The sequence below is a fragment of the Flavobacterium sp. UMI-01 genome (assembly GCF_019656315.1).
In the GTDB taxonomy this organism is placed as follows: domain Bacteria; phylum Bacteroidota; class Bacteroidia; order Flavobacteriales; family Flavobacteriaceae; genus Flavobacterium.
Window position 1 is genome coordinate 112,976 of the sequence record NZ_BPLU01000038.1, and the last position, 23,454, is coordinate 136,429.

Genomic DNA, 23,454 nt, shown 5'->3' on the forward strand with positions numbered 1-23,454 from the left:
AGGTTTTTCTTACTATATTTACGGTTGTTAAAAACAGTTACAACCACTATTAATAATAACAAAGCCAAACGAAAGAATTCGTGCGGCATCGGGGGATTAACCAAAAATATTAAAGAAATGAGAAATACAATTATTATACTATTTATTATATTAATTTATGGTTGTGCTTGTAACAAAAGAGATAACTTAGAAAAAATTAAACTAGAAAATAAACAAACATTAAAAGACTTTAAAAGAGATACGTTATTGTATGTGCAAACTAAAATTTTAGATAGAAAAGAGCATTACATTGGTAAAAAATTCGAAGTATTACTGAGTGATTTGAATATCCCAGTAAAACATTTCTTATATTCTCCAGATTTCAATAATATTAAAAGGGTAAGTTCGACCATTTTTGAAATTTATAATGGTTATGAAACATCTAATAAATTAGAAAAAGGAGAGATTCCAGTAAATATCATAATAGCTTGGCAAACTCCATTAGTTGCGGATGAGTTAGAGAAATTAATAATTGATCGTACTAAACGAGGAGAATGGACACCTGAAAAGGAGGCTTATTTTAAAAACCAAATTGTAGGCGACGTACTTACAACAAAGTATAATCTTGACAAATACAAGAAAAAATAACTCAACAGGCTAGGATATGTCCCGCTGGACATTGGTATAGAGGTTCCATACCCCTACTTAACCCCAGACGGTCAAGTGAATGCATTAGAACCACATCCTTATGACTACATCCCTTGGACTTTTGAAATCACCTATCAAAACCCAAATTATCCCGAAAATTAATCTAAAAACACATACGATATGATAAAGCATAGAGCAATTATTATTTATTTATCACTTGTGAGCTTGTTTTTATACATGGACTCAAAATCTTATTATTATGGCTTCGGTTACGGGATTTTAAGTTCTAAAGTTCCAGAAAGATTTACCATGCATTTCGGCGGATCTGACCTTGGTAATATTGGAGTTATTATAGAAGAAAACTTTATGAATCTAATGATTTTTTTTAAAGGTCGATCAGTTGAAATTACTGATAAGAAAGAAAAGGTTTTCATTAAAGATTTTGATGGATACTGGTTTAACAACAAACTTATCATAGTAAAATTTAAAGATAATGATAACAAACAACGCTTTCTTAAAATATACGAGGAAGTTACTAATGACCTTCATCCTAAAATAAATATTGAAGAGATGAAATATGCGCCATTAGATCATAACGATTTAAAGTACATAGATTTGAATTTAGATTTGAATTATTTAAAAAGATATAGATTATTTAAAAATCTACTCGGTTTTATTTTAATAATAGTAACATTTTTTAAAGCTAAAAGAATTTATAACAATTCATAACCCTATTCGCTCGGTTATTTTATCAGTACCCATAAGTTAATCAACAAAACTACAACCCTAAAAAGTTGTAGTTTTTCTTGTTTTACAACCCTGCTAGAGTTTTGAACTCTAGCAGGGTTTTGCGTAAAAAAAATACTATTATATCGCAACAAGCCGACACCATCAACTTTAAGGCTACGATTAATGACAAAACCATACAGTTCAAAGACACCAAAATAGACCGTGCCATAAACCGTAAAACCAGCCTAGAACAATTCAGTTAATGCAGCATACTATTTGTAAATAAGGCCTTGACTAGGGCACTAAATCCTTTATTTTCAACCTTTAAAACTAAATTCAATTGAACAAAACACTTGCATTGTTATTTAAGTCCATTCAATTCTATTGGCTTACTTGTTTTGTATCCTATACGATGAGCCATTACGCTCAATTCAGTCCCTTTAGCTAAAGTAACTGGTTTTTGATAAATAGTCCAACTTTTAGGCCAAGACCCATTTTTGTTTTTGATTTTATAGCCAATTGAAGCTCCAGCCGTTTCACAACTAATAACTAATTTTCCCTGATTATAGGAAATAATTGGTTTGGCCGTTTGAGGTTGGTTCTCTTTTCCGTTCCACAATTTACGGATGAGTGCTGCCTCAGGCAATTTAGGGTCGTCATGGATTTCTTCGAGCCAACGATTCATTTCTGTTCGCAGCTCTTGTAGTTTTGAAGCGTATTTAGGGTTTGACGCTAGATTAACTAATTCATGAGGATCTGCTTTGCAATCAAATAATTCTTCCGTTGGTTTCGATTTTCTAAACCATTGATCTTGAATTGCATTTAATTTTCCTTCTTTGTGCAGTCGCAATAATTCTTGCATTGTTGGAATTTGTTCTCTATAGGCTAATGGCAAATAATACCCTTGTTCTGGTCTATAATTTCGAATGTATTTGAATTGCTTATCACGAACCGCTCTAATAACATCTGTTACTTCATCAAAACGATCTGCTGCAGCGTGTATGTACTTGCGTTCTACTTTTACTTTGTTATTGCCTGCAAAAGCTTGTCCTTGCATATAGCTAGGTGCTTTATCGCCAATCATTGAAAGCAAAGTAGGAGCAAAATCTACAAAACTAATTAATTGATTGTCCTTTGTACCCGCTTTTTGTTTGTTGGGATAGCGAATAATCATAGGTGTATTTAAACCCGAATCATAAATCAAACGTTTTCCTCTAGGTAATGGCCCACCGTGGTCACTATAAAAAACGATAATGGTTTTTTCGAGTAAACCATCGTCTTCCAATTGCTTTAAAACAGCACCTATTTGCTTGTCTGTTTCGGCAATGTTGTTGTATAATTTCCACATATCTCTACGTACCACCGCATTGTCTGGCAAATAAGGCGGAATTTTAAATTTTGTGTGTTTAGGTAGATGTACTGGAGTTTCGGCTTCGGTCATTCTATTTTTAGCATCAGGAAGTCCGTTTTGCTTCCAAACGTAGGAGGTGTCCCCCTCGTGATAATGTCTAGTCTCTATTTGTCTAAAGCCATAAGGTTCAAACAAGCCCGATTCATGCGTTTCTGTAAAGTTAAAAACAGAAAAAAAAGGCTGGTTTACGCCTCTGTTTCTCCAGTGCGCATAGTCGCTACTTTCATCCCAAGCCGTTTGAGGTGGATTAAATTGATAATCTTCTTTATAATTATTCGAACAATAATACCCTTTCATTCTAAGCAATTCGCTTATCATTTTTACTTGTGGTGGTGGTACCGCTTCATAGGGTGGCAATCCTGTTTCTTTCATATTCGAATTGGTTCGCATATTATTAGCACCAATACCTGAGGGATACATTCCTGTAGCGATTGCAGCTCTACTTGGCGAACATACTCCCGAAGTTGAATATAAATTAGTATAAACTACTCCTTCTTTAGCCAATCGGCTTAAATTGGGGGTTACAATAGTGGAGTCTCCAAAAGAGGGCAAGTAAGGACCAATATCTTCTGTAACCAGCCATAAGATATTAGGACGATTAGGAGAATTTAAATTCACATCATCTCCTTGGGATAGCCTATCCGATTTCTTAAGAATTTGACACGAAAACAACAACAATCCTACTAATAGAAATAAATAAAAAGTCCTGTTTTTCAATAATTCAAATCTCTTTTTCATATGTATTATATTTATCTCTATCTATAGTGAACTAATTTAAAAAATCTATAGATTAGCTTTAGCTTATCTAAAAATATTATCGCTTCGCTTTAGGTCCATCATAATCATATTGGAACCAATCGACATCAATATATCCAGCATCTTCTTTTTCATTCCAACTAAAGAACCCTAGGCGATCGCCTGTCCATTTTCCAAATTCAATGGTAAAAGTTGGCCCAAAGGATGTGAATTTCTTACCATCCAAACTATACTCATAGGTAGCTTGATTGCTATTATTTGAGGTTCTCACATACAAATCTTTCCCTTTTATTTCGGGTCCCATTGTTTTTTTTGCCATTGCATTCATATAAAAAAGGTTCTTTTTCCCGTTTTCATCAACTTGAATACCTAATAAATTATATACACCACCATATCGAACAAAACCAGCTAGTTGATGCGGTTGCATGCCTGCAATATCGAATTTTGCAACAGCAGTACCGGTTGTAATCCCCATAATACGTTGACTTAGGGTATTGCAAGCTCTCCAGAAATCAGAATCAGAACTATCATTATTAGTCCATTCGTTTTGATTAGGCCCATAGCCTTTTTTATTGGGCAATACTTTGCTTGCTTTCAAACGCAACCAACCCTTTCTTTCGGTTAATGACCAATGGGTGTTTCTAGGGTTATGATTCCACTCCCATTGTGAACCTAGTTTAGACGATGAAAAATCGTCATCAGAACTTGGTGCCGAAACAGGATAGCCATTGATTGGTTTTTTGAAACGTTTTACAGGTTCTCCTATACCGTCCTTATCTTCATCAATACCAATTATAGGCCAACCGTCAATCCAAGTAACAGGAGCCAAACATTGAGGTCTCCCTTGAAAAGGAATGTCATCATTTTGAATTAACTGATGCATAAACCACCAAGATTTATCAGGGGCCTGCATTAAACCTCCTTGACTACAGCTGCGATTATTAAAAGCTGTTCCTTTTTCTAAAACCGTTTTCACCTCATAAGGCCCGTAAATGCTTTCTTTGGAACGCAATACAATTTGTTTTCTGTCGTTTTTTGGGTTTTTAACTCCTGGTTTTGTACTGGTATCTCCCATAGTCCATTGCGCTATAAAAATATACCAGGTACCGTCAATTTTATAGATTTTAGCCGCTTCGGCTCCCATTCCGGTGTACACTAATTTTCCTTTGTCTAGAATTTTAGTCCCATCCCAACTCATTTCGTAAATTCGATTCTCATTGCCTTCGATAATATTACTTGCTTTCTTTTGCTTTCCAGCAGTATTTACAATAACGTAAGCTTTATGTGTTTCTTCATCCCAAAACACTCCCGGATCATCTAATACTTCAGATTTAGGTAGCATTATTATTGGCTTGCTCCACGGCCCTTTAATATCTTTAGCGGTGGTAACCATTAATCCATGTTCGTAATCAATTTGGTAGCAATACCAAGTTCCTTCATGATAGGCTAAATCACCAGCCCAAACACCAAAAGAATAGCCGTTCATTCGATCCCAATTGTATTCTGGAGCCCATGACAAACTGCTAAATACATGCCCTACATTCGTCCAATTGACCATGTCTTTAGATTCTAATATAGGCATCCCAGGTGACATATGTTGCTTGGAAGTAATCATGTAGTAGGTATCACCCACTTGCTCAATATCAGAATCTGGATAATCCGCATTCAAAATAGGATTGATGTAGGTTCCGTCGCCTTGATCGCCCCAACTACCTATTTTGGCTTGACCTAGTTTATTTGACCTATTGGATTCTGGTTTGTCTGTGACCGATTTACATCCAAAACAAATGAGAATTATGAAAAGTGTAAATGATTTTAAAATATTCATCTATAAGAAATTAATTGTGTTTAAAACTGTTATACATTTCGACAAGCTCAATGCGACAAGCTCAATGCGACAAGCTAAATGTGACAATAGGCATAACGTTAACGGTTCATTTTTTCAGCCAACGGGTTAAAATTCTTTACTTGATTTTTGCCAAACTGAAGAAGGAACGCCATGTTTTTTCTTCAAATCATTGTATCTGCTGCGCAATTGCTCTAACTTCAATTTGTATTGAGGATTTTTAATTAAATCTTCTATTTCATGAGGATCGTGTTTGGTATCAAACATTTCTTCAAAACCTGTCTCCACATAATTGATGTATTTAAAATCGGGAGTAACCACAGCCTCTACTCTTGGTATTTGTGGTCCTCCTAGAAAATAATGTTGATAGAAAAATTCTTTTCTTGCGGGTATTTTATTCTGAATTACATCTATCAAATTAACGCCTGCCATTTCTTTTGGAACTGGAACTCCTGCCATAGAAAGTATCGTAGGGGCAATATCAATATTCAGTGCCATTTGCGGAGCGCGGTATTGCTTCACCTTGTCTGGTGAATTTGGATCATAAATTACAAGAGGAACTCTTATGGATTCTTCATGTCCATACCATTTTCCTTCCATGCCATGTTCTCCTAGGAGCATCCCGTTATCACCCATTAAAATAATAATGGTATTATCAGCAATGCCTAATTTTTCTAACTTCTTCATCATATCACCAAGAACATCATCTACACCTGTTATCAATCGATAGTAGTTCTTTACATTTTCTTGATACAATTCTGGTGTACCAAAAAGCCCTTTCCATCTTGCTCTACCAAAATTAGTTTCGGTTCTCAAAACATCTGGCAAGAGTTCCCAATATTTAGGATTTGCGGTTACAGGTTCTGGAATAGTCACGTCTTTATAATAGTCTTTGTATTTGGACTGAATCACATATTTAGGAGGATTACCATCCTGTTCGTGAGGCGCTTTAAAACTCACCGAAAGACAAAAGGGTTCTTTGTTAGCAAACTTTCCTAAAAATTCCTGAATAGAGGAATTAATCGTATCAGTATCATGAATAGGTTTTCCGTTTTTACCAATTGTTATATAATCGGGTTGTGCTTTCCCGCCTTCTTCTGTATCATAAACGTAATCAAAAGTTGCAAATGGAGGATGATGCCCAACACCGTATTTACCAATAAATCCTAATTTATAACCCGCTTCTTTTAAGAGATTGGGATATGATTTTTTAAAGGTTTCGGGTTTTAAATCTGTATTAAAATCGTGGATACCGTGTTTCGATTCGTATTGACCTGTGAGTAAACTGGCCCGACTTACACAACAAATGGATGTGGTAACATAAGCGTTTTGAAACAAAACCCCTTTATTGGCCAACTTATCCATATTAGGAGTTTGAATGATGGAGTTCCCCATTGCCCCCATAGCATCCCAACGCTGATCATCGGTCAATAGAAAAATAATATTGGGACGTTTTTTTTGCCCAATATTTTCTGAAGCAACCTTATTTTTAGCGACTTGTGCATGACTTATATTGGCTACAAAGCCAAATACAGCTAGGGCAAAACAACTAATACTTAAATATTTTTTCATACGTTTATTTTTAACATTTATCCAATTACTTATATCTGGAAACCATTTTATATTCAAAACCTATTTGTTATTTGGTTTCTTTCAATTCTATTATTTATTAGTTTGACCGCCTCTAAAATCCTATTTATTTTTTAAAACTTATTAAGGACAACCCGTTGGCTGTAATTAGTTTTTGATGATGTTTCTTCGTCAGTTCGAGTAAATTTTCAGAAAATGCGAATAGCTTTTTCAGAAAATTGTATCGAGAACATGAAAAATAGCAGCAAAAACGGTTCTCGACACACGTCACTTCGAGTGCAAAGCCTATCGAGAAGTTTTGTTCCGTTTCTCTCCACAAAAAACACTCGAACTGACGTTTTAAATAATTACACCCAATCCGTAAAGGATAAAAAAAACACAACTAACAACTAATTTTGAATTCATAAAAATCAAAATTTAACTAGAAAGCTAAAATAAATCAATTAAGCATAGGGTTTATCCTGTACTGTACTGGTTTTAAAACCGAAAAAAAAAGGCCGAAATAAAATATCTCGACCTTTTCAAAACAAAACTAAAACTAACTAACTTCTATATCCATTATTTGTTGGATCTGACTTCAATAAATTTGGATTTTGTTGCAATTCCTGTAATGGAATAGGCAACAATACATGCCATGGTCGTATGTTTTGTCCTGGATTCCAAAAACGATATTCTAGATTTTGCACTACATCTAATAAAATTCCCCATCTAATTAAATCGTATCTTCGCATACATTCTCCAGCTAGTTCCCACTTACGTTCGTCATAAATAGCTTTTCTAAATTGTTCTTGAGAAAGTCCTTTTATCGCTTCGGCTTCTAGTGGTGTTGTATAAGCACGATTTCTTATTTCTTTGATGTATTCATAAGCTGCTGTTGGATTTCCACCTGGACGCTCATTTTCACATTCTGCAGCCATTAATTTAACATCAGCTAAACGAAATACTAATCTATTGTCAGAGTGATTAAAACGAGGGGAAGAACTTAATGAAAGATTCATAAATTTAGCCATGTAAGGGAAGGCCAGTTCAAAACCTAAATAATTATCCATTATATTCAAAGGTCTTCTTAAATCATTCACCGGAAACTTAGCTGCAAAATCCTTAGATGCTATTTGTAAGCCCGTACCATTAAATGCTTCACCTTTAGCTGTTAGTGCAGCTGAAAGTGCAGCTCTTTGTGAAGTGTTTTTAGGTTCATCCCTTAATCTAGGATTAAACATACTAGGTCTCCAGTTCCCATTCCCAAAAATTGGATTCAGATTCCCATCAGCGTCTGCAACCCCTTCTTCAAATTGTCCTCTGATGTCTTTTGCAAAATCTAGAGACCAAATAACCTCCTTATTATACTCGTTGGCAGGATCAAAAACAGCAGCATAGGTTGGTAAAATTTCATGTCCTGATTGGTTGATGATCTCAATACATTTATCCAATCCTTTTTGCCATTGTTTTTGTTGCATGTAAATTTTAGCCATCACTACAGCAGCAGCCCATTTAGACGCACGGCCTCTTTGTGATGCTGGATAATTGGGTTTTAAATTGTCTTGTGCAAATTGTAAATCATCTAAAACGCCTGTCAAAATAGTTTCTTTAGGCGTTCGCCCTAATACTTTTATTTGATTTATGGTAAGATTTTGCGTGTAATATGGTGCCGCCCCCCATAAATTGGTTATATGCCAATAGGCTAATCCTCGTAAAAAACGAGCTTCAGCTATCACTTCGGTTTGAACATTTGTTGCAATTGCTTTATTCCCTCCAACTCTATCAATAATGATATTAGTATTCAAAACTACTTTATACAAATCTTTCCATGTATCCGACACACTCATTTTTTGAATAGACACATCGGCTAAGGCTTCATTCATGGTATAATTCCCTATGGGTTGTACAAAGTCTGCCACACGATTAGGCTCAATAATATCTGCCCCATTATCATAAAAATGATCAAAACCTACTTGTCCATATAAGGAGTTGTTTTTATAAATAGCGTACACCCCATTTATTGCCTGACGCGCATCTGATTCTGAAGCAAAAAAGTTTTCTGGTGCTATAATATCTCGGGGAACCTCTTCCAAAAATGATTCACAACTAAAACAAGAGCAAATCATGAGAAAAAGCACTACATATATATTTATTGTTTTCATACGTTTTATAATTTAAAAAGTTACATTAAGTCCAAGTGTTAAAACTTTTGCATTAGGGTATTCCCCATTAGAAAATCCTTGAGCAATATTTCCTAATCCATCTTTGCCAAATCTGCTAGTCTCTGGGTCAATCAACCTAAAATTTGACAGTAATAGTAAATTAGTTCCTGAAACATAAACCGACATGTTTTTAACATCTTTAAGTCCCATTTTCTCCACGGGAAAATTATAAGCTAATTTTACATTTTTGAGACGCAAGTGAGATCCATCCTCAACATCCATAGAATTACTTGGTATAGCCGTTACCCCATCTGAACCTGCTCGGGGAATATTTGATGTAGGATTATCTGGTGTCCATCTATTTACCACTTCGGCATATTTGGCAGCTTCACCTCTAGTAAAATAGCCTACTTTAGTTCTAAGATTATACACTTCATTCCCAACTGTACCTTGAAAATAAAAACTCAAATCAAAATTTTTGTACGATATATTATTTTCAAAACCAAAAATCAAATCTGGAAACGGACTACCTAAGACCACATTATCTGCATTAGATATAATCCCATCTTTATTTAAGTCTTCAAATTTTGGCCCTCCTACTACTTGAGTTCCAGAAGCCAAACCTGATTCATCAATTTCTTGTTGGCTTTTCCAAGTACCTAAATAACGAACTCCTGTAAATACTGGAACAGTTTCCCCTTTTATTATGCGTAAATTTCCTGAGCCCAAAATTTGATCCACCACTACATCAATATATTCTTTACCTCCAAGGTCGAGTACCTTATTCTTGTTCGATGACAAGGTCAAAGTAGAATTCCAGTTAAAATTAGAATTTCGAACATTCGTTGACTTTACCAAAAACTCCCATCCTTTATTCTGCAATGCCCCTACATTTTGTAACTGACTCGTAAAACCAGTTTGTCTTGGGATGGTAACATCTAGTAATAAATCGGTCGTTTTTTTATAATAATAATTGAACTCTGTAAATAGTCTTCCTTTTAAAAATGAGGCTTCCAATGCCACATCGAAAGAAGTCGTAGTTTCCCAACTTAAATTTGAATTTTCGGGTCTCCCTAAAGTTAAACCCGGCTGTTGTATCCCATTTAATGTCGTATTAGCTTCCACTAAAATAGCTTTTGTTGCATAAGCACCAATGGCTTGATTTCCCGCTTGTCCAAAACTTGTTCTTAATTTCAAATCATGAAAAACATTTTGTTTCTGCATGAAAGGTTCTTCACTTATTTTCCAAGCAGCTGCAACCGATGGGTAGAATCCCCACTGATTACCTTTGGCAAAAACCGATGTCCCATCATATCTTCCTACTAAGGTTAAAAGGTATTTATCTTTATAATTATAGTTTGCTCTACCAAAAAAAGAGGCCAATTGAAATGGATTAGGATAACTACTCGTCACCAAATTTCTTGACGGGTCAGTTCCTAAACCAAGATTATTAAATCCTACGGCATCTGTAGTGATACCAAAAGCTTGTGCTGAAAAGGCTTCAGAAGTATATTTTTGAAAAGAAGCTCCTCCTAAAAAGGTATAACGATGATTGTCACCGGACTTAGTATCGTATTGAATTGTATTCTCATTATTCCATCCAAATGTGGAAAGACTTGAAATTTTAGCATTTCCTGTTTCCTGAACAGACAAAAAGTCGGGTCGTTGACTTGAATTAAATTGGTTTCTTTTAGAATTAGTGATATCAGGATTAAAAGTAGAACGGATAATTAAATTTTTTATAGGGGAATATTCTAAATATACTGTTCCCAAAAGATTACTGGAAATAGTTTCATCTGTATCTAGTTTGGCCGTAGCTACTGGATTATTAAATGGTGCTCCCACCACATCATCAAAACCATTAAAAGAACCATCAGCATTATAAACTGGTTGGGTTGGTAAAATATTTAAAAGTCCTCCATAGCCTACTACACCGTTGTCTTGTTTTATCCTAGAATAATTAACTCGAAAACCTGCTTTTAATTTTTTACCCAACTTAAAATCAATATTGGATCTAAAAATGTATTTTTCAATTCCCGAGTTTTCTATCAATCCATCTTGATCGAAAAAATTAAGAGAATTATAATAACTAACATTACCATTTTCAGAAGCTCCCGAAATAGATACATCAGCATTAAATATAGGAGAAGGATTGAGCAAAAGATCAAAATAGTCGTTATCAGGATAACTGGATGGATCTCCAGGTAAAGGTTCGGCTACCCCTCTAAAACGCGCATCTTCATTCGTGTATTTAATTTGTTCTGCTTGAGATAAAAAGTTAGGTCTTTCAGGCACCAATTGTGTACTGGTATAAACCCCAGCACTTACTTGAGGCTTACCACTTCCACTACCTGAACCATTTTTTGTCGTTACCAAAACAACCCCATTCGCACCTCGAGAACCATAAATAGCAATAGACGAAGCATCTTTCAATATTTCAATTGATTTTATATCATTAGAATTAAGATTATTCAAATCATAATTATTACCTACTATAATACCATCAATTACCCACAGTGGCTCATTGCTCCCTGTAATTGAGTTTCCTCCTCTTACTCTAATTGAGGTAGCCGCGCCAGGTGCACCACTATTTTGAGTTACCTGAACTCCTGAAGCTCTTCCTTGCAACGCCTGGTCCACTCTAGATACTGGTACGGCTCTTATATCCTTAGCACTTACAGAAGAAACCGAACCGGTTAAATCGGATTTGCGTTGTGTCCCATACCCAATAATTACCACTTCATCGAGTTTATTGTCTTGCTCCAATACAACATTAATTTGTTTTTTATTCCCTACTGGAATTTCTTTGGACGCATACCCGATATAGGAAAAAACAAGAACATTTTGTGCTGTAGCATTAATTAAAAATTTACCATCCATATCCGAGCTCGTAGCCTGGGTGGTGCCTTTGATTAAAACTGTGGCCCCTGGTAAAGGCTGACCATCGGCCATAACGGTTCCTGAAATACTTTGCGCATTTGACATTGCTACAGAGAATAGCATCAAAAAAACGCATTTCCAAGTTTCTCGAAAACTTTGGAACATTTTAAATGTTAATTTCATAAATACTCTAGTTAATTTGGTTAATAATATCCCCAAATTATAATGTTATGTTAAAAAGCCTATCCTGCTTTGTCCTGAATTAGCCTTAATTGTTAATATTTTTAACATTTATTTTTTTAACAAAAAAACTATCCTATTCAAATCCAACAACTTAACCTTTTCCCTGACTGTGGGGCAAAACAAATAACTTAACTCCTATCTTATGACATTTACTTCAAAATAGATGAGAAAAAAAATGAAGAAACACTTGCTAAAAACCAAAACAATCCATTTATTTTCAATGAGTTAATTTTTAAAAAATCCCAATATCGCTTTTTAACTCTATGAAGTTTAAACAGTGTAGATTGTTAACCATTTCAAAGTAATGAAACCTTTATAAAAAACAATAGTAGGCCAGTGCCTACTATTGCTAAAAAAAAAATGCATATTACTATTGAAATCAAGACACTATTAAGAGTGTCCATAATTTCAGGATTTTAATTTTCTTATTTCACATATGAAATGCTATACTTCCCTGAGCCCAAAACTACAGTCGATTTATTAATCAAAACGACTTTATTTTCTTTTTGAAAAGCCTCAAAAGCAACACCATTAATTTTCAAGGTTTGTAATTCTTTTGGAGTTAAAACCAGTTGTGCTTTGGTATTAAAAGGCACTTCTAAATTCATTGAAAAATTAGAACCAGTTAATTTCCAACTGTTATGAATCATGCCATAAGGCGTAGGAACAGCAACAGTAGTATTGGTAAGGTTTTTTGGAAAAACAGGATTTACAGTAAACGTTTTGTAACCCGCTCCTTCAAAAGTAGATTTAATTCCGCCGAGAGATTCGAAGAAATAAGCCGAAAACCCACTGTGCATGGGGTGGTTTAACGAATTGGTCAATCCTTCCATTTTGTCCCAATTAAACTGACGCTCAGGCCAAGTAGTAAAACCGTAATTCATAATATAAGTTTGACTTGGAAAGCTAGGTGTGGTTAAAATTTGGTGAGCCAAATCGGCTTTACCATATTTTGTTAGTACAGTATAGATGTAACGATTCCCGTGGATTCCCGTGGAATGATGCCCACCTTTGACCACATTTATATCATATTCTAATCCGTTTAATACAGCAGTCATTTCAGACTCCGCTACCATTCCAAATTGTAAAGCCATTACTGTAGCCGTTTGGCTGCCGTACCATTTGAATTGCGTTGACGGAATAGTTGCTAAAAACTCCTTATTAAAAGCTTGAAACAACGCTTCTTTTTCTTTTTTCACTTTTTGTTCAAAAGCGGTATCCTGATTCATTTTGGCAAATTTTTCCATAATACCCAACACATCATAAAAATAAGCGTTGGCCGATACGATTGGGTCACACTCCATAGCACCAGGGTTTTTCAAGCGATCCCAATTGGGTGGACACCAATCTCCCATCCCGTTTTGAATGATTCCTTTTTCATCTTTGAAGGATAAATAGTAATTCGTCAAATCTTTCATATCTTCGTAATACTCCTTCACAATCGAATCATCGCCATAATAAAGGTAATTGTACCAAGGCAAATACATGGTAGCGACTCCCCAATCCAATTTAGCTATACTAGAAGTGCGTTTTCCTGGCGCAATCATCGTAGGCACTTTATGCTTGATTTCGGGATTGTTGTTGGCTTTTACTGGAATCATTTGAGTACGAATGTCTTCCATGTATTTTTTATAGAAATTTTCCATGTCGTAGTTGTACAACGCATATTCGCAAAAAGCATGCGCATCGCCCAACCAACCACATTTTTCACGATGCGGACAATCCTCTGGGATTCCATGAATATTATCTACAATTGTCCATTTGCTAATGCTGTGCATTTTGTTAAACAAAGGCTCAGAGCAACTAAAACTTCCTTTTTCCTGAATATCTGTTGCTACTAATACCGCCTGAATCATGGCAGCATCTGGCTTTGTTGTGATTCCTTTTAATTCGGCATATCGAAAACCGTGGTAGCTAAATTGTGGTTCCCAAGTCTCAAGACCTTCTCCTTTACAAATGTATTTGTAAACTTGTCGCATGCCATTGGCACCACCATCCGTAGAGCCCGGAAAAATATCTTTTCCATTTTGTGTCAAGGCTTCGGTGGTAGTGATTTCTATCAATTGTCCCTTTGTTCCCTTTACTTTTATTTTGACCCAACCTGCAATGTTTTGCCCAAAATCAACAATCCAGTTGCCATTGGTTCCTTTGAATATTTTTTGTGGCGTTAATTCTTTTAATTTTCGAATGGGCGGAATTTGTTGCGCACTGATTTTTTTTACTTCTGGCGAAATCACTTTGGCTTTACCCCAGTTTGTGTCTTTGTAATTGGTTTTGTTCCAATTTCCTAATTCAAAACGGGCATCGTAAGTATCACCCCCATAAATATTATTAAAAACGATAGGCCCTGTGTTTTCTTTCCAATTTTCGTTGGTAAAAAAATCAGCTTTAGTACCATCTTCATAAGTAACTTTAATTAAAAGTCGCACTGCTGGAGGACCGTAAGAAATACTTTTCTCCGATTCCTTATCACTTTTCCACGAAATATCTTGACCGTAAAAACCATTTCCTAATACTATTCCGATGGCATTTTGTCCCTTTTTAAAGGCATTGGTCACATCATAATGAACATAGTAAGCTTGTTTATCATAGTTAGAAGGCGCAGGATCTAATACATGATCGCCCACTTTTTTCCCGTTGATATACCATTCGTAGTAACCTAACCCACAGATGTACGCTTGGGCATTTTTAATTTTTTTTTGGGTCGAAATTTCATTTCTAAAATACCCTGCAGCTTGCCCTGCCACCATTTCTGGTTCTTTCATTTTACCAATTTGGTATTCTCTAAAACGATGTGGCGAAGTACGGTTGTCTTTGTTGAGACTAATCCATTTCGACTCGCCCCAATTGTTTTTATCCAGCAAACCCATTTGAAAAGTCTGTACCGAAGACCAATTAGAAGATTCTCCCTTATCGTCCCAAATTTTAACTTTCCAATAGTATTTTTGAGTAGCTTGTAGCTCCTTACCTGTATATTTGACATAGGCAGATTTCGAAGATTTTACCTGATTGGAATTCCATAAATCGGCCTCTTTTTCGTTCAATTTAGCCTCAGTTGAAGCTACCAAAACCTGATAAGCCGATTGTGATTTATTGTACCCTTTTGTTTTTATTATCCAAGATAAAGATGGTTGCTTGTTCTCAATAGCAGTTGGGTTAGCGATGGCATCACAAGTCAATGACTCAAATATAAGTTCTTCGTTTACGCTCTCTTTAGCTATAAAGCCAAAAGAAAAACTCAATAGTAGTACTACCAAAAGTGGTATTAAAAATTTTATTTTTTTCATTTTTTTTATTAAGGTCTTGGTTACCATTCAAAGTTAATTAACAGAACAATAAGTGCTGTCCTGTATAGTCCTGTATTTTTTTTAAGGATAATAAAACTGCTAGGAATAAAAACAAGTAGTTTATAAATTAATTGTTTAAATTACATTCTTAGTCATTAAAAAAATCAAACGCTTAGAAGTTTACTTAAGCCCCTTGAACGTCGATATCTACTCAATTTCTAAGTTTACTCGCTCTGATTTACCAGAAGGTTTATTCCAATTGATGAACATAGAAACCGACCCCTTTACTTGCTCGTTTATCTGATTGGGTTGTCCATCAGGGCCAAACTCTGTTGGTGCTTTCCATTTTGAACCCACGGCCGATATGTAATCAAAAAAGAATAAACCTTCTTGTGGGGGATAACTCCAGCTAGCAAATTTAGGATCGTAGCCATTGATAGGGTTGAGTACTCCCAGCACCACATTTGTATTGTTTTTAAAACCTAGATTAAGATTATTTTTAAGATAAAATACCGCCCAATTCCAAGGAGCAAAACAACCTTCAAACTCGGGTTGGTTATATACTTCTCCTGGAATATTTACAAGTTTATCTACCGCATAGACATCAAGAGTTCCTCCTTCGGTACGGTTTTTCCAGATTCTGGCAGGACCTTCACCTCGATATCGCTTGCGGAGCACATCACTAGCAGCTACTTCCATCCCTATTCCGGCATAGTTATACGCTCCTTTGGTTAAGGTATAGGCGTAATCTAAAATTATTTCGCCTGTTGGTTTAACTGTCCATTTAATAAAATCAAAACCTTTGGTGTTTTTTGATTCAATAATCCATTGATTGCCTTCTTTTTTGATGGTTGCTTTTGATGATTCTGAGATGTTGTTAACCAAGTTCTTATCAACAGCTTCAAAAGTTAGAAACGGAAATTTTTTTATCGAACTTTCTTTACCTTGGTCTAAAACAGACAATAATTGACCGCTATTCTCATCAAAATTAAGAGTGATATTGTCTCGTTGAAGGCTAAAATTATTTGTTTTATTTTGTATAAAATCGGCTTCCATACTAGCTCTAAAAACCGGTCTTTGGGAGGTAGTTATAGCAATGCGTTTATCATAAACCAACAGTCCTTTTGGGTCATAGACTTCAATCGCCAGGGCATCGTTATTCACAAAAGATTCGGGTAAATTTATGTTCAAAATTCCTTTGGCTCCAGCCAAAACATCGGCCACCACTTTGCCCAAAGCCACTGTACGATGCCCATTGACTGTGCCATCAGGATTGGCAAAATTGATAAGTTTCCAGCGTATTTCACATTGGTTCAAATTGGCAAAACTAAACTTATTATGTACCGCAATTTCACCCTTAAAACTAGCATCGATACTATCTTTGTCAATCACTACAGGCGACCAAATTTCGCGCACACCATAATAACTTCCATCTTTTTCGCCATTAGGCCCTACAATCCCATCAGCCGCTTTGTTGTGTTGGTTGTCTATGGTGTAGCCCATATCGGTACGCATCAGTCCTTCATCGAATAATGCCCAAATCATGATTCCACCTCCTACTTTTGATTTTTCAAACAAATCCCAATAAGTTTTTAAATTGGCCGCTCCACCACCATCATACAAAGCATGCAAGGTTTCATTAGGCATATAAATATGATTTTCTTCAAAAAGATTTTTCTTGATACTCTCATAATTTGGATAATAGGTTGTATTTACAATATCCCAAGCAGGTTTGTAATTGGCAAAAATATCATTGTTTTTGGCTTCATTCTTTAAGGGACGTCTTTTTTGAATATCCCATTCCATAAATACTGCGTCTAATTGCGGGTTGTGTGCCATGTGGTTTCCGTTGCTCCACAACACTACCGACGGATGATTGACATCTCTTACCACCATTTCTTTGACCAATTTAGAACCAATTTCGGTATCTAATGGGCGGTACCAACCGGTAGTTTCTACCATAGCCATCAATCCTAAGGAGTCGCAAACCCTTAAAAAATAAGCATCGGCAGGGTAATGTGATGCGCGAACACAGTTAAAATTAAGGTCTTGCATCAAACGCACATTTTCTATCATGTCTTTTTTGGAAAGGGTACGTCCTGTTTCGGGTCTAAAACAATGCATGCTGGCACCTTTTAACAAAAGGCGTTTCCCGTTCAAATAAAAACCATCATGGTCAAGTACTTCAAAGGTTCTAAAACCAAAAGTTTCTTTGTAAGTATGTAGTGTTTCTTTCTTATTTTTTAATTCAATTTCTACCGAATACAAATTAGGAAATTCATGCGACCACAATTTTATGTCTTTAAAATTTGCGCTTAGTGATGTCTTTTCGCTAGTGATTTTTGAAGTGAATGTTTTACCTATTTTATGATGTTCTTTGTCATACAGTTGCGCACTAATGGTAGTTGCGTTTTTTACCCCTTGAGTATATACCCACATATCAAAATCTCCCGTCATCTTGGCATCAATAGCTACATGCTCTATAAATTCGGCAGCTACTTCCTCAATAAACACTGGGCGAAAAATACCGCTAAACATCCAATAATCAGCAAAACGCTCGGCTGCTACTAAGGATTCATTGGTAGAACTACTGTTTACTTCTACTTCTAGATTATTTTCTCCTTCTTTAAGAAAATCAGTAATTTCAAATTTAAACTCCGTAAAACCACCTTGGTGCAAGCCTACCTTTTTTCCGTTTACGCTTATTTTGGTATCGGTCATAGAACCTTGGAATACGATAAAATAACGTTTGTTTGTTTTTGGAGAAAAATTGAATGCGTGCTGATAATTCCCCACAGGGAGTTTTCTATTTTCTAATTTGTCCATCCCGTACATATAATCGCCAAAACCTTCGGTCTCCCAATTAGAAGGAACAGGTATTGTGGTCCAAAAACCGCTGTTGCGCCCTTCGGAAATTTTAAACCCCCAGTCAATCGCAGTTGTAGCGTCTTCGCCTGACAAATAAATTTTTCGTTGCGCATTGGTTAAATTTACCACTAAAAACATAGAGGCAACGACTATATAAAAATTCGTTTTAAATAAAAACATACTTGATAAAGTATTAAAATTAATTTGACTTATTTAGATTAAACAAGATTATATTTCTTCCTTTTGATATTGAATTAATCCCAAACAAACGAAGTAATAAAAAACTGTTTCTATATCTTTTAACCAACTTCAACATTAGTCTTAACCGTTAAAAAAAGATAAACACTAACTGATTACGACACGAATCGGTTGTTGTTTTTATAAAAAAACACAGTTAAAAATAATTTTAAAACTGTGTTTTTCAACGAAAGATTAATTAAGCTACCAATGCTTAATAATTAAATAATCCTCTTCTTTTAAGGTGTTTTTTATAGCATCCGGAATTTTTCTTCTCGGCGTATCTTCGTCTAGTCTGAAACCCGCTTTGCCCTTTCCTTTTATCAAAGGCATCGTTCCTGCTTGCTCGTTCAAAAAGTCGCCTTGAGCTTTCATCCAGCTAAACAAGTCTTTTGTTAATCGCTCCTTTATCTCTTTTAATTCGGGCTTGTTTATTAAATTATGCTGTTCAAAAGGGTCATTTTGCAAATCATATAATTCTTCAAAGGGTTCGTTTTTAAAAGCATTAGCTCCTCTACGAATGAAAAAATCAACATTGGGTTTATTTGTTAGATTTTTCTCTACCACATCAACAGAATTAAAGTTTCGGATGTATTTGTAACGGCTATCACGAATCATTCGAGACGGAAAAACTTCCGAATTGAGAATGTTTTGATTGGTTCTCACCCCATAAACGTATTGATGAATAGCAGAATCTGTCCCTTTTAAAATGGGCAAAAAGCTAGTACCATCCATATCAGGAGTCGCTTTGCCACCAGCAATTTCCATAAAAGTAGGCAACACATCGGTATAATGAATGAGCTGTTTGGATTTGATTCCCGGTTTAATCACCTTTGGCCAACGAGCCACAAAGGGTACTTTCAACCCAATATCTTTTACTGTAAATTTCCCTGAAACTCCGTGGTCTGCACTGTAAATAACTAGCGTATTATCTCCCAAATAGTTGTCGGCCGCTGTAAGCACTTGATCTAATTGTTTGTTATCTTCTTCAATACTTCTGTAATAACCTGCTTTGTCTTTTACAAAAGCAGCATTGTTCTTTTTACTTTCATTAAAAGGATAAAACTTAATATCCTTTACAGTAGCTCCATCTACATTAAAATACTCTGAATGTGGATAATAGGAAGTAACCAGCATACAAAAAGGTTTCTTAGCTTTTTTAAAATAACTCTGAATACTGTCAATAGGGATGTATTCTCTTGGCCCTTCGGGTCTTTCTACCGCATGCCATTCTTTGTCCCAATCAAAAACCTCATCAGGACTCACATGGCTTTTTCCTGCCAAAACCACTTCATACCCAAGTTTTCGCAGCTGCTTGGTAATACTTACGATATCGGGTTTTACTTTGGAATGATTGGCAAAACAACCGTTTTTCAAAGGATATTTTCCTGTGAATAATTGCGATCGACTAGGCGCACAAATGGCCTGAGCGGTAAAAGCATTTTCGAACAAAATCCCTTCTCGGGCAATTCGGTCCACAGCGGGAGTTTTTACTTTTTCGTTTCCGTAACAACCGTAATCATAGACATCTTGGTCATCAGCCAAATAAAATATAATGTTGGGCTGTGTGTTTTTAACATTTGCTTGCTGATTTTTCTTTTGAGCCGAACAAGAAGTCATTGTTAAAGCGATACATCCAAAAACAAAGAATATCAGACTATTTTTTCTCATTTTATTGTACTAATTATTGTTTGTATTTGTTAACTCCATCTGCTTTTGGGTAAGGTACTGTAGTTCCATCTTTTACAAAAGTTCCCGTAGGCGCTTTATTTGCTTTTAACCAAGTCACCATATCCGCATTCATTTTCAAGGCAATCTTCATGTCTTTTGCAGATGGATTTTTTAAAAGATTGTTTTTTTCTTCTAAATCTTTATTCAAATTGTATAGGGTAAACTCTTCTGTTTCATAAAAATAAAACAGTTTATAGTAGGTTTTACCAATGCGTTTTTGAATGAGTGTGGTGGGTCTAAATCGTTCGTCCATATAACCTGGGAGATGCCAAAACAAGTTTTCTCGGTCTATACATTTTTTGTTTCCTTTTAAAATAGACGCAAAAGAGGCACCATCATAAACGGCTTTTTCGCCATTATTTTTTTTCATAGAAGAAAGCGAAGCCCCTGCCATATCAGCTAGTGTAGGTAAAAAGTCGATACAATGAACCGCTTGATTGGAAATACTATTTTGTTTGATTACCCCTGGATACCTAAAAATAAGCGGCACTCTAATTCCTCCTTCGTCCAGACTTCCTTTTTTTCCTTTAAGAGGAACATTATCTACCAAACCTCCGTTATCCGAATAAAAAATAAATATCGTATTGTTGGTAATATCATCTGATAAATCGCCGTCTCCGTTAGGGTCTTTTAAGGCATTACTAATTTTACCCACGTTTTGGTCCAAAAGTTCTATCAACGAACCATATTCGGCCAATCGAGGACTTAATCCTTTTTTTAAATATTTCTCTGTCAAATCTTTGCGACCTACCACATCAGAATGCACAGCATGAAAAGGTACGTACAGAAAAAATGGATTTTCGCCCCTTGCTTTCTCTTTGATATAATCTACAGCATAATCACCAATGGCATCGGTCAGGTGTTTGGGGGTACCCATTAAAACCGATTGTTCACTATTATTTTTGTAGGGCGATAAAGTTTTGTCAATATATTCTTGATTATACGGATTGGCATATTTATCTACAAATTCTGAATCGAACGTCCATCCATTCTTATCTGATTTTAAAGCCAAATAAGAGGATTCTGTTTTTTTTCCGTTTACCATCACCTTAATTTCATGGTGAATATCGGCTGGTAAATCAATGCCGTAACCTGCTTTCAGCGGGTGTGGTGTACCATGACTTTTGCCTATTAAAGCAGTAGTATAGCCCTGAGTTTTTAGTACATCAAAAATACTAGTACCTACATCAGCTATAACATTTTGTTGTTCGTGCGGCTTAATAGGTAAATTAGGAAATCCTTTGGTACGCTTGTCGGGTCTATATAGCGAACCAACATTGTACACTCCATTGTCAACCCCAGTTGCATACTGGCCACTAATTAAGGCCGCACGAGAAGGCGCACAGTTTTGATTGGTGTAGGCATTTGTAAAAGACATTCCTTGATTTGCTAATTTATCAATTTCAGGAGTTTGATAGATTTTAGAACCATTATTGAAATTCGTATTACCTGTGCTTACATCGGTCCAACCTAAATCATCTGCAAAAATCAATACAATATTGGGTTTTGATTTTTGTTGACTTTGAGCATTTCCTGAAAATGTAAACAGGGAAATTAGCAGTAAAGCAAAACGTTTCGTTTTTTTCATTTATAACTATTTATAAAATTTTAGCTTATTGAGGTTGTTGAAGTCTTCGACTCCCGAAACTTCGGGACAGACTGACATTTAGATGGCAATTAATTCTTTTTTAAAAAATCCTTACCCCATTTTGCTCTTAATTCAGCAGCTAAATCCTTTACTGTCTTTTGATATTCTGGCTTTTCAGCCAAATTATCCAGTTCTAAGGGGTCGGTTTTGTGGTCAAAAAGCATGCGGGCATACGCCTTACCTTGGTCATCTGTCCATTCGGTATAAAACAAATCGTCTTTTATCAAGGTTACCGCATCTTTAAACTTACTTACCGCCCAATTTTTATCGCTTTTCTTTCCGTTGATAATCGGTACAAAACTTTTGCCTTCCACAGTAGTTGGGATTTTCAAACCTGCTAGTTCTACCAATGAGGGATAGACATCTATATATTCTACAATATCATTGCTTACAGTCCCTTTTGTTTTTCCTGGTACTTTGATGATTAAGGGCGTTTTAAGTGCTTTTTCGAAAGTAGAATGCTTGCACCACAATTTGTGCTCGCCTAAATTCCAACCGTGGTCTCCCCATAAAATCACTATCGTATCTTCTTCTAAATCCAAACGTTTCAACTCGTCTAGAACCAAACCAATTTGCGCATCGACATAACTTACGCAAGCGTAATAACCGTGAATCAATTCTTTGGCCATTTCATCTTGCAAGTCTCCTTTCTTTGGAATGCCATCGTATTGACGCAATTCGCCATAATTATGAAAAGCTTCTTTTGGAGTTGTTTCAGGTTGCATATAATTTGCTGGAAGTTGAATTGTATTTCTATCATACAAATCCCAATATTTTTTAGGTGCATTGAACGGTAAATGAGGTTTCATAAAACCAAGTGCCAGAAAAAATGGTTTATTTTGACCTTTCAATTTGCGCAAATCTGCCATTCCTTTTTGAGCAATTTTGCCGTCAAAATAAGCAGTATCGTTCACATTTGCATTTTCAAAGGCAACCCCTCCTGCTTCTGAAAGATTGGCTTGGGCATTTTTTTCAATATTTTCTGCTAATTGATAATTGCGAATATTTCCTTTTGGAAACCATCGGCTGTCCCAAGCTTTATTGTCATCTTTTTGATGGTGGTAAATTTTTCCGTTTGATATAGTGGTATAACCATTATTCTTTAACAACAAAGGCAGTGACATCGCATCGGGATTGTCTTTGTCTTTTTCGGTATAAGCATCAATAAAACGGTAACGAGTAGGTCTGGTACCCGACAAAAGACTTGCTCTTGAAGCACCACAAACGGGAATATTGCAATAGGCTCTGTTAAACACCAAGCCATCAGCGGCCAACTTATCCAGATTAGGCGATTTGATTTGGCTTGCCCCATAACAATTCAGTTCTGGACGCAAATCATCGACTGCAATGAAAAGAATATTGGGCATCTTCTTTTTGGGCTGCGCAAATGCAAACAAACCAATCGACAAAAGTGCTATAGACAGGATATGCTTCATATAAAAGTTTTTACATTAAAATCT

At 35.7% G+C, this 23,454-nt stretch carries 13 protein-coding genes; 3 read left to right on the forward strand and 10 right to left on the reverse strand.

Annotation, left to right across the window (positions count from 1 at the left end; all coding sequences use genetic code 11):
• Positions 1 to 117 precede the first annotated feature (117 nt).
• From K5R64_RS11345 to K5R64_RS11355, 3 genes are all read left to right on the forward strand, one after another.
• Positions 118 to 627, forward strand: a complete 510-nt coding sequence (locus K5R64_RS11345; protein WP_220763551.1) for a hypothetical protein — start codon at positions 118 to 120, stop codon at positions 625 to 627.
• Positions 628 to 807: 180 nt separating this feature from the next.
• A complete protein-coding gene (locus K5R64_RS11350) occupies positions 808 to 1,356 on the forward strand; it encodes a hypothetical protein (RefSeq protein WP_220763552.1) in 549 nt (182 codons plus the stop codon).
• A gap of 77 nt (positions 1,357 to 1,433) precedes the next feature.
• On the forward strand, positions 1,434 to 1,619 hold the full coding sequence (locus tag K5R64_RS11355) for a hypothetical protein (protein WP_220763554.1): 186 nt from the start codon (positions 1,434 to 1,436) through the stop codon (positions 1,617 to 1,619).
• Between the two features lie 98 nt (positions 1,620 to 1,717).
• Here K5R64_RS11355 and K5R64_RS11360 read toward each other — a convergent pair whose 3' ends face one another.
• From K5R64_RS11360 to K5R64_RS11405, 10 genes are all read right to left on the reverse strand, one after another.
• Positions 1,718 to 3,505 (reverse strand): sulfatase, encoded by a 1,788-nt coding sequence (locus tag K5R64_RS11360; RefSeq protein ID WP_220763556.1) that lies wholly within the window; start codon positions 3,503 to 3,505, stop codon positions 1,718 to 1,720.
• Positions 3,506 to 3,581: 76 nt separating this feature from the next.
• The gene (locus tag K5R64_RS11365; RefSeq protein ID WP_220763558.1) at positions 3,582 to 5,351 is read right to left on the reverse strand and encodes a glycoside hydrolase 43 family protein; all 1,770 of its coding nucleotides are present in this window, start codon (positions 5,349 to 5,351) and stop codon (positions 3,582 to 3,584) included.
• Between the two features lie 126 nt (positions 5,352 to 5,477).
• On the reverse strand, positions 5,478 to 6,941 hold the full coding sequence (locus K5R64_RS11370; protein ID WP_220763559.1) for a sulfatase: 1,464 nt from the start codon (positions 6,939 to 6,941) through the stop codon (positions 5,478 to 5,480).
• Positions 6,942 to 7,501: 560 nt separating this feature from the next.
• Entirely contained in the window at positions 7,502 to 9,100 is a 1,599-nt protein-coding gene (locus tag K5R64_RS11375; protein ID WP_220763560.1) for a RagB/SusD family nutrient uptake outer membrane protein, read from the reverse strand.
• A 12-nt stretch (positions 9,101 to 9,112) separates the two neighbouring features.
• Positions 9,113 to 12,163, reverse strand: coding sequence for a TonB-dependent receptor (locus K5R64_RS11380; protein WP_255580355.1), 3,051 nt, complete (start codon positions 12,161 to 12,163; stop codon positions 9,113 to 9,115).
• Positions 12,164 to 12,648: 485 nt separating this feature from the next.
• Positions 12,649 to 15,510, reverse strand: a complete 2,862-nt coding sequence (locus K5R64_RS11385; protein ID WP_220763561.1) for an alpha-L-rhamnosidase — start codon at positions 15,508 to 15,510, stop codon at positions 12,649 to 12,651.
• A gap of 207 nt (positions 15,511 to 15,717) precedes the next feature.
• Positions 15,718 to 18,558, reverse strand: coding sequence for a glycoside hydrolase family 2 protein (locus K5R64_RS11390; RefSeq protein WP_220763562.1), 2,841 nt, complete (start codon positions 18,556 to 18,558; stop codon positions 15,718 to 15,720).
• A 261-nt stretch (positions 18,559 to 18,819) separates the two neighbouring features.
• Entirely contained in the window at positions 18,820 to 20,286 is a 1,467-nt protein-coding gene (locus K5R64_RS11395) for a sulfatase (RefSeq protein ID WP_220763563.1), read from the reverse strand.
• A 13-nt stretch (positions 20,287 to 20,299) separates the two neighbouring features.
• Complete coding sequence (locus K5R64_RS11400) at positions 20,300 to 21,934, reverse strand: sulfatase-like hydrolase/transferase (protein WP_220763564.1); 1,635 nt, start codon at positions 21,932 to 21,934, stop codon at positions 20,300 to 20,302.
• A gap of 89 nt (positions 21,935 to 22,023) precedes the next feature.
• Positions 22,024 to 23,430 (reverse strand): sulfatase, encoded by a 1,407-nt coding sequence (locus tag K5R64_RS11405; RefSeq protein WP_220763565.1) that lies wholly within the window; start codon positions 23,428 to 23,430, stop codon positions 22,024 to 22,026.
• Positions 23,431 to 23,454 lie beyond the last annotated feature (24 nt).

Excerpts from the sequence above, each read along its gene's own strand:
- K5R64_RS11345 (WP_220763551.1), top strand. The coding sequence starts at position 118 with ATGAGAAATACAATTATTATACTATTTATTATATTAATTTATGGTTGT.
- K5R64_RS11350 (WP_220763552.1), top strand. The coding sequence starts at position 808 with ATGATAAAGCATAGAGCAATTATTATTTATTTATCACTTGTGAGCTTG.
- K5R64_RS11360 (WP_220763556.1), bottom strand. The coding sequence starts at position 3,505 with ATGAAAAAGAGATTTGAATTATTGAAAAACAGGACTTTTTATTTATTT.
- K5R64_RS11365 (WP_220763558.1), bottom strand. The coding sequence starts at position 5,351 with ATGAATATTTTAAAATCATTTACACTTTTCATAATTCTCATTTGTTTT.
- K5R64_RS11370 (WP_220763559.1), bottom strand. The coding sequence starts at position 6,941 with ATGAAAAAATATTTAAGTATTAGTTGTTTTGCCCTAGCTGTATTTGGC.
- K5R64_RS11375 (WP_220763560.1), bottom strand. The coding sequence starts at position 9,100 with ATGAAAACAATAAATATATATGTAGTGCTTTTTCTCATGATTTGCTCT.
- K5R64_RS11380 (WP_255580355.1), bottom strand. The coding sequence starts at position 12,163 with ATGAAATTAACATTTAAAATGTTCCAAAGTTTTCGAGAAACTTGGAAA.
- K5R64_RS11385 (WP_220763561.1), bottom strand. The coding sequence starts at position 15,510 with ATGAAAAAAATAAAATTTTTAATACCACTTTTGGTAGTACTACTATTG.
- K5R64_RS11390 (WP_220763562.1), bottom strand. The coding sequence starts at position 18,558 with ATGTTTTTATTTAAAACGAATTTTTATATAGTCGTTGCCTCTATGTTT.
- K5R64_RS11395 (WP_220763563.1), bottom strand. The coding sequence starts at position 20,286 with ATGAGAAAAAATAGTCTGATATTCTTTGTTTTTGGATGTATCGCTTTA.
- K5R64_RS11400 (WP_220763564.1), bottom strand. The coding sequence starts at position 21,934 with ATGAAAAAAACGAAACGTTTTGCTTTACTGCTAATTTCCCTGTTTACA.
- K5R64_RS11405 (WP_220763565.1), bottom strand. The coding sequence starts at position 23,430 with ATGAAGCATATCCTGTCTATAGCACTTTTGTCGATTGGTTTGTTTGCA.